A 627-nucleotide genomic window follows, 5' to 3' on the forward strand; every position below is an offset into this window, starting at 1 on the left:
GCCGAAATACAGTTCGTTATACACACCGTTCTCGATCACCGGCATGTCCGCTTTAGTTGCAAACTCAACCAGTTCGCGCTTGCGCTCGTCGGGCATCTGGAAGCCGAGCGGGTTCTGGAAGTTCGGCATCACCATGCATGCGGCGATCGGCTGCGACTTCGCGATCGCCGCCAGCGCCGCGATGTCGATTCCGTACTCCGGATGCGTGGCGACCTCGATCGCCTTCATCCCCATCCGCTCGATCGCATGCAGCATCGCGTAGAACGTCGGCGACTCCACCGCGATCGTGTCGCCCGGTTTCGCGACCGCCTGCAGGCACAGGTTGATCGCCTCCGTCGCGCCGACCGTCACGATGATCTCGTTCGGATCGACCGACATCCCGTTTTCCAGGTAGCGTCGCGCGATCTGCCGGATCAGGCGCGGATGGCCCGGCGGCAGGCCGTCGGTCACGCCCCACAGTGACTTGTCGCGGCCGGCCGCATATGCGTAGCGGTTCAGCTTCTCGAACGGAAACAGGCTCGGGTCCGGATACGGCGAGCCGAGCGGCACCGCGTCGTCCGTGCCGATCGCGCGCAGCGTCGACAGCACGAGCCGGCTCATGTCGACCGACGACGAGATCGCGATCGG

General features: G+C 64.9%; 1 protein-coding gene. It reads right to left on the reverse strand.

From position 1 onward, the window contains the following. Nucleotides 1-627, reverse strand: a 627-nt coding sequence (locus DIE21_RS36875; protein ID WP_148092784.1) for a PLP-dependent aminotransferase family protein, incomplete at both ends; no start/stop codon positions are given.

It is taken from the genome of Burkholderia sp. Bp9140 (assembly GCF_003853425.1).
In the GTDB taxonomy this organism is placed as follows: Bacteria; Pseudomonadota; Gammaproteobacteria; order Burkholderiales; family Burkholderiaceae; genus Burkholderia.